The sequence below is a fragment of the Streptosporangiales bacterium genome (assembly GCA_009379955.1).
GTDB lineage: Bacteria > Actinomycetota > Actinomycetes > Streptosporangiales > WHST01 > WHST01.
In genome coordinates this window covers 20,525-27,539 of the sequence record WHST01000088.1, presented here as the reverse complement: position 1 = coordinate 27,539, position 7,015 = coordinate 20,525, and the positions used below count along the sequence as shown (strand labels likewise).

The 7,015-nt window shown below is 70.9% G+C and carries 7 protein-coding genes; all 7 read left to right on the top strand.

Annotated elements, in window-relative coordinates:
- Nucleotides 1–265 precede the first annotated feature (265 nt).
- Entirely contained in the window at nt 266–1,291 is a 1,026-nt protein-coding gene (locus GEV10_22635; protein MQA81245.1) for a methyltransferase domain-containing protein, read from the top strand.
- A 9-nt stretch (nt 1,292–1,300) separates the two neighbouring features.
- On the top strand, nt 1,301–2,461 hold the full coding sequence (locus tag GEV10_22630; protein ID MQA81244.1) for a thiolase family protein: 1,161 nt from the start codon (nt 1,301–1,303) through the stop codon (nt 2,459–2,461).
- A gap of 116 nt (nt 2,462–2,577) precedes the next feature.
- Nucleotides 2,578–2,805 carry a hypothetical protein gene (locus GEV10_22625; protein ID MQA81243.1) on the top strand — a complete coding sequence of 76 codons (228 nt, stop codon included), beginning with the start codon at nt 2,578–2,580 and terminating at the stop codon, nt 2,803–2,805.
- Nucleotides 2,806–2,819: 14 nt separating this feature from the next.
- Entirely contained in the window at nt 2,820–3,362 is a 543-nt protein-coding gene (locus GEV10_22620) for a methylenetetrahydrofolate reductase (protein MQA81242.1), read from the top strand.
- On the top strand, nt 3,359–4,465 hold the full coding sequence (locus GEV10_22615; GenBank protein ID MQA81241.1) for a methylenetetrahydrofolate reductase: 1,107 nt from the start codon (nt 3,359–3,361) through the stop codon (nt 4,463–4,465). Before GEV10_22620 ends, GEV10_22615 begins: the two co-directional genes overlap by 4 nt.
- A complete protein-coding gene (locus tag GEV10_22610; GenBank protein ID MQA81240.1) occupies nt 4,462–5,979 on the top strand; it encodes a hypothetical protein in 1,518 nt (505 codons plus the stop codon). Before GEV10_22615 ends, GEV10_22610 begins: the two co-directional genes overlap by 4 nt.
- Nucleotide 5,980: 1 nt before the next feature.
- Nucleotides 5,981–7,015: a hypothetical protein gene (locus GEV10_22605; GenBank protein ID MQA81239.1), complete on the top strand. Its 1,035-nt coding sequence runs from the start codon at nt 5,981–5,983 to the stop codon at nt 7,013–7,015.

Genomic DNA, 7,015 nt, shown 5'->3' with positions numbered 1-7,015 from the left:
GCACACCAACCGACACACCGGCAACCACGCCCACCGCAAAGCCCGACTCACCCACCAACTCACCACCCTCGGCTACACCGTCACCCTCACCCAGGCAGCCACCTGACAGCCATTTTCGAATGAACGTGATCAACGGGGCGGCAGCACGCGGTGGGGGAGGTGACAACCCCCCGCGGGGGCACTCGTCGGGGGGACGTCCCGGACGCGCGATCCGCCTAGCGTCGACTCGTCGCGGGGTTCGCCCGCGCTCCCCTGGGAGGTCGACGTGAGCGCATTGTCAGCCGTAGCCGCCGAGACGAGTACACCGTTCGCCTGGCCGGCCGGGTTCGACCGGATCCCCGACGAGGACTGGGTACGCGCTGCGCCCGACGAGTTCGGCCGGCAGTACGACAGCGTCGACGGGCACGGGTGGTACAAGAACCTCGAACCGACGGTCGCCCAGGTGCTCTCCGCCCTGCGCGACGACGACATCCTGCTCGACTACTCCAGCGGCACCGGCATCCTGGCCAGGCGCGTGCTCGCACGCGTCGACCGGCGCATCGGGGTGCTCAACGTCGACGCGTCCGCGAAGTTCCTCAGGATCGCGGTCGAGACCCTCGCCGACGACCCGCGGGCGGCGTTCCGGTTGCAGCGCTGGCTGCCGGACGAGCGGCGCCTGGAGATGCTCGACGAGGTGGTCGAGGAGAGCGTGCGCGATGGCGCGGTCGACGTGCTCACGTCGACGAACGCCGTGCACCTGTACCACCACCTCGAGGACACCTTCGCGTCCTGGCATCGCGTGCTGAAGCCTGGTGGCCTGGCGCTGCTGTGCTCCGGCAACCTACGCAACCCGGCGCGGCGTCCGGGTGACTGGATCATCGACGAGACCGTGGCGGAGATCAACGAGATCGCGGCGGACATCGTCCGCGACGACCCTGAGCTCGCGGAGTACAGGGACGTGCTCGACGACGCCGAGCGGATGACCGCCTACCGGCGCCTGCGGGAGAAGGTCTTCGTGCCCGTCCGTCCGCTCGACGTGTACCTCGGAGCCCTCGAACGGACCGGCTTCGCCGTGCAGCACGTGTTCGACACGACCATCTACGCCAAGGTGGACGAGTGGTACGAGCTGCTGGCCGCATACAGCGACGGCGTGCTCGGCTGGGTCGGCGGCTCGGCGAAGGTGGACGGCTCGCCGCCGAGCCCCCGCGCTCGGGAGCAGCGGCTCGACGTGATCAGGCGGAGCCTCGCGCAGCTGTTCCCCGACCGCGACGCGTTCCCCTGCTCCTGGACCTACGTCACCTGCCGACGCTAGGCACGGGACGTGCGGCAGGTGTACGTCGCCGGGGCGGCGATGACGCGGTTCGCGAAGCAGCCCGAGCGGTCGACCAAGGATCTCGTGCGCGAGGCCGTCGGCGGCGCGCTGGCCGACGCCGGCTGCGCGGCCGCTGACGTCCAGGCCTGCCACTTCGGCAACGCGGTGTCGGCGTCGATCACGGGCCAGGAGATGCTCCTCGGCCAGTTCGCGTTGCGCCCGCTCGGGCTCGGCGAGATCGCGGTGTTCAACGTGGAGAACGCCTGCGCGTCGGCGTCCACCGCGCTCCACCTGGCCTGGCAGGCCGTCGCGGCGGGTGTGTACGACGTCGTCCTCGCGGTGGGCGCGGAGAAGATGACCCACGACGACAAGGCCCGGTCGTTCGCCGCCATCGGCGGGTCGGTCGACGTCGACGACGTGCCGGCCGACCTTCCCGCCGACCGCTCGTTCCTGATGGACCTGTATGCGCAGGCGTCGTTGCGGTACATGGCGGAGAGCGGCGCGACGCGGGAGGACCTCGCGCGCGTCGTGGTGAAGAACCAGCGTCACGGGATGCTGAACCCGGCGTCGCAGTACGGCGCGGAGATCTCCGTCGAGGACGTGCTCTCGGCGCGCGAGATCGTGTGGCCGTTCACCCTCCCGATGTGCTCGCCGATCTCCGACGGCGCGGCGGCCGTGGTGCTCGTCGGCCCCGACCGGCGCGTGCGTTCGCGCGCGGTGCCGGTGCTGGCGTCCGTCGTCCGCACCGCGCCGGTCGACGGGCACGAGCGGGTCACCGCACTCGCCGGCGCCGCCGCGTACGACATGGCGGGTCTCGGACCGGAGGACCTCGACTGCCTCGAGGTGCACGACGCCGCGGCGTCGGCCGAGCTGCTGATCTACGAGCAGCTCGGCCTGGCCAAGCAGGGAGACGGGCCGGCGCTGATCCGCGACGGCACCACCTGCCTGGGCGGGCGCGTACCGGTCAACACGGGCGGGGGGCTGCTCGCGCGCGGGCACCCGATCGGCGCCACCGGGCTCGGACAGGTCGTGGAGGCCGTGATGCAGCTGCGAGGCACCGCGGGACGCCGGCAGGTGCCGGCTCCGCGGGTCGCGCTGACGCACAACGCGGGCGGCTGGCATGGCGAGGACAACGTCGTCAGCGCGGTGCACCTGTTCGGCCGTCCGTGAGCGTCGTTGTGTCGCGGGCACAAGTGGGGGGATCGCGATTTTGTGCCGAGAGCAGGCTGTCCCGGCGCATGGCCGCGGGCGATGATGGCGGCACCTCGACCGCCAGGAGCGATGTCATGAGCGAGCGACAGCGTTGTCCTCATTGCACCGAACCGTTGAACCTGCCGCAGACGCAGGGCGTGGGCGTGAGCCGTGAGGTCGTTGACTCGCTGCTCGAGGAGATGCAGCAGCTCCGCGAGACGATCGCGATGCTCCGCGGCACCGGCGCCGGCAGGACAGGTCGCCCGCCGGGCGTGACAGGCGACGCGGAACCGGCGAGTGCGCGGATGCAGGCCACGGTCTGACGTCACGCGCCGCCATGACCACGCCACGCACGCGTCCACGGCAGGACTCACGGTGGCCCATGCCGAAGCGGCCGTCGTTCTCCGCACGGTCGATGTACCGCCTGCACCGGCTCCTCGAGCCGAACGGGTTCTACCGCAGGCTCGCCTCCTGGCTCGAGCGGCACCCGATCGCGTACGGCGCGTTCACCGCGGCAGAGCGCGGGGTCAAGGGCAAGGCGTTCGGCTGCCGCATGTGCGGGCAGTGCGCGCTGCCCGCGACCGGATACGCCTGCCCGATGAGCTGCCCGAAGCAGTTGCGCAACGGCCCGTGCGGCGGTGTCGCGGCGAACGGTGACTGCGAGGTCTATCCCGGCGTGCGTTGCGTCTGGCTGATCGCGTACGAACGCGCGGAGCGCGAGGGCAGGGAGGACGACCTCACCCTGTTGCAGCGACCCGTCGACCAGCGTCAGGCCGGACGCAGCTCGTGGGTCAACTACTGGCAGGGCAGGGACGCCGGACTGTGGACCGGCGACGGCTCCGAGACGCCGCGTCACCCTCCGGTGGGCGTCGCGCGATGAGCGCAGGAGCTGAGAAGCGAGTCGCAGGTAGGGGTCGCGGTGCCTGCGGGACCGAGCCGGCAGGTGTCGCGACACCTGCCGGAGGCGAACGACGAAGCGGGCGCGTGGACCCAGCGAGCGCGGGCAACGGCCGTGCCGCGCGGTCCGCGGTGGGCGAGGGCAGGCTCCGCGCGGCGATACGGTCGGGGCGGTTCGCCGTCACGGCGGAGATCGGGCCGCCGCGCGGCGCTGACGCCGATGCGATCCGCCGCAAGGCCGCCGTGCTGCACGGCCACGTCGACGCGGCGAACATCACCGACAACCAGGGCGCGCATGCGCGACTGTCGAGCTGGGCGGGCAGCGTCCTCGCGATGGAGTGCGGCGTCGAGCCGGTCATGCAGCTGACGACGAGGGACCGTAACCGCATCGCGCTGCAGTCCGACCTGATGTCGGCGGCGGCGCTGGGCGTGCCGAACGTGCTGCTGCTGTCCGGCGACCATCCGACCTTCGGTGACCACCCCGACGCCACGCCGGTGTTCGACATCGACAGCGTCCAGCTCGTCTGGACGGCACGGATGATGCGCGACCACGGGCGGCTGCTGTCCGGCCAGGCGTTGCGGCCGCCGCCGCAGTGGCTGATCGGCGCGGTGGAGAACCCGTTCGCGCCGCCGGTCGGGTTCCGTGCGAAGCGGCTGGGCAAGAAGGTGGCCGCGGGCGCGGAGTTCGCGCAGACCCAGTACGTCTTCGACCTCGACGGGTTCGCAAGGTGGATGGTCGAGGTACGCGACCTCGGTCTCGACGAGCACTGCGCGATCCTGCCGGGTGTCGGGCCGATCCGCTCGGTCAGGGCGCTGGAGTACCTGGGCAGCAAGGTGCCCGGCATCCATGTCCCCGACGACGTCGTGCGCCGCATGCGCGCCGTTCCCGGTGACCGGGTGGCCGAGGAGGGCATGCGGCTGTGCGTCGAGCTCGTCCAGGCGCTCGCCGAGATGCGCGGTGTGGCGGGTGTGCACGTGATGGCGTTCGGCAACGAGGCGGCGGTGCCCGAGCTCGTCGACCGCGCGGGCCTGCCGCGCAGGGCCGATGCGCCTGTCGCGGCGGTCGTGAAGGAGGAGCGCGCATGATCGTCGACGTCCGGCCCACGGCCAAGCTCCGTGGTGCGCACCCGGTCGACCTCGCGGCGTGTCTGGGGCCGATCGTCGACTCCCTGCGCGAGGACGACGTCGACCTGTCGCGGCTCCGTGTCGTATGCGACTGGGTGCAGTACAAGAACAACTTCCGTGAGGTCGTCGACCTGCGCCCGATCCTGTCGCCGACGGGCGCGCGCAACGGTGGACGCGCCAACGGCACCACCCACGCCGACGTCGAGCTCGCCGTCGACCTGCGCCGCTGTGTGACAGCCGGAGGCAGCCAGCACAGCCCGGACGGTGAGCTGCGGACCTCCATGCGCGACCTGCTCGCCGGGCTCACCCACCCGGAGCGGCTCGGCCGGCTGTACCTCGAGCCGTGGACCCGCGCGACACAGAGCCGCATCTGGGATTTCAACGCGCTGTACTGGCGCTATCTCGGCGACTGGGAGGAGGCGACGGGTCGGCAGTACGAGCAGGCTCTGCCGGGCGGTGAGAGCGACGCGAGGAACGTCGCGGCGGTACGCGAGCTCCTCCACGAGATGTTCGTGGTGTGGGACGACCTGTCCGCGCGCAACGCGCTTCCCGAGGAGCTGTACGTCGTCGAGCTCGGCGTCGGCAACGGCAACCAGGCGAAGACGTGGCTCGACGAGTTCGTCCGGATGGACCGCGACCGCGGGCGCGACTACTACCGGCGGCTGCACTACCTGATGTGCGACTACTCCGAACACGTCCTCGGCATCGCGCGTGCCGCGGTGACCGACCACGCGGCGCACGTCAGCTCGTTCGCCCTCGACGCCACGACACCTGCGACCGCGTTGAAGTTCCTGCGCTACAAGGTCTTCCTCGTCTACGTCTCCAACGTCTACGACAACCTGCCGAGCGAGGAGGTCGCGCGCATCGGTGGTCACACGTACCGCGTCGAGGTACGCGCGTACCTACCGCGCGCGGACGCTGCGCGCGTCGCGGCGCTCGCCGGCGTCGACCTCGACACCCTGCCGGAGGTCGTGGCCAAGCTGCTCAGGCTCGGGCCGACGCTGTTCGCCGAGGCGATGCCGGGCCGCGTCGTCGATCCGGCGGCCGCGACGGCGTTCTGGCGGGCGGCATGGGATGCGCTGAAGCTCGAGGAGCGGTACGTCCCGTTGTCGGGCCTCGACCTGTACGAGGTGGCGCCGGGTGTGAGCGGCGAGGCGTTGCGGCCGATGCTCGAGGCTGACGGTGACCTCAGGATGCACGTCGGCAACGGCGCGGTGGCGAGCTTCGCCGACACGCTGCCGCTGCTCCACCCGTACGGGCGCCTGCAGTGCCACGACCTGTTCGCGACGAGCGCGCACCACTATCGCACCGGCTTCCGCGGGCCTGGCAAGTACGACGGCTCGGTCGTGAACTGGGTCAACGGGCCGCTGCTGCAGCACATCGGCGGACGGCGGGGGTTCGACGTCACGTACGCGCCGTTCGCCTACCGCGCTGGCACGAACATCGTGACCATGACCGCGCAGGTGAGGGACTGACATGGGCGTGGATGGTGAGATGCCGCCGCTGGCGACGACGGTGATCGGGTCGTACTCCGTGCCCGACTGGCTGGAGCGGCTGAAGACCGACTACTACCAGCGGCGGATCAGTCGTGCGCACCTCGAGGACGTTCATGACGTCGTGGTGAAGGCGGCGATCAAGGACCAGGAGCGCGCGGGCGTCGACGTGGTGTCCGACGGTGAGCTGCGCCGCGACAACGACATCGACTACCTGCTCGCGCGCATCCCCGGCGTCTCGCTGCTCGACGAGACGAAGGCGTACTACTACGACTACTACGACGCCGAGGTCGTCGAGCCACTGCCCGCGGGTGACACCTTCGCGCTCGGGCTCGTCGACGACTTCGTGTTCTCGCGCACCCAGACCGACCACCCGGTCAAGTTCTCGTTCACCGGTCCGTTCTCGCTGTCGCGGCGGCTGCGCAACAAGGCGTACGCCGAAGACACAGAGCTCGTGCTGGCGCTCGCCTCGGTGCTGAACGCGGAGGCGCGCGAGCTGGCCGCGGCGGGCGCCACGATGCTGCAGATCGACGAGCCGTTCCTCGCGGGACATCCCGACGAGGTCGAGCTGGCGATCGACGCGGTCAACGCGGTCGTCGACGGCGTCGAGGCGACGTGGGCGCTGCACGTCTGCTACGGCAACAGGTACGCGCGGCCGTCATGGGAGGGACACTACGACTTCCTGTTCCCCACCGTGCTTCGCGCCGACGTCGACCGGCTGGCGCTGGAGTTCGCCCGCAAGGGTTATGACGACCTCGCCCTGCTCGACCGGTACGCGTGGGACCGGCAGCTTGGCCTGGGGGTCATCGATGTGAAGAGCGACGACATCGAGTCGGCCGACCTCGTGGCGTCGCGCATCAGGCGCGCGCTCGAGGTGGTATCACCCGACCGACTGTCGGTCAACCCGGACTGCGGACTCAGGCACGTGCCGCCGTCCGTCGCCCGCGCGAAGTTGAGGGCCATGGTCGCCGGTGCGGCCGCGGTGAGATGCGAGCTGGGAGTGAAGGAGACGGCGTGA

Excerpts from the sequence above, each read along its gene's own strand:
- GEV10_22605 (MQA81239.1), top strand. The coding sequence starts at position 5,981 with ATGGGCGTGGATGGTGAGATGCCGCCGCTGGCGACGACGGTGATCGGG.
- GEV10_22615 (MQA81241.1), top strand. The coding sequence starts at position 3,359 with ATGAGCGCAGGAGCTGAGAAGCGAGTCGCAGGTAGGGGTCGCGGTGCC.
- GEV10_22625 (MQA81243.1), top strand. The coding sequence starts at position 2,578 with ATGAGCGAGCGACAGCGTTGTCCTCATTGCACCGAACCGTTGAACCTG.
- GEV10_22610 (MQA81240.1), top strand. The coding sequence starts at position 4,462 with ATGATCGTCGACGTCCGGCCCACGGCCAAGCTCCGTGGTGCGCACCCG.
- GEV10_22620 (MQA81242.1), top strand. The coding sequence starts at position 2,820 with ATGACCACGCCACGCACGCGTCCACGGCAGGACTCACGGTGGCCCATG.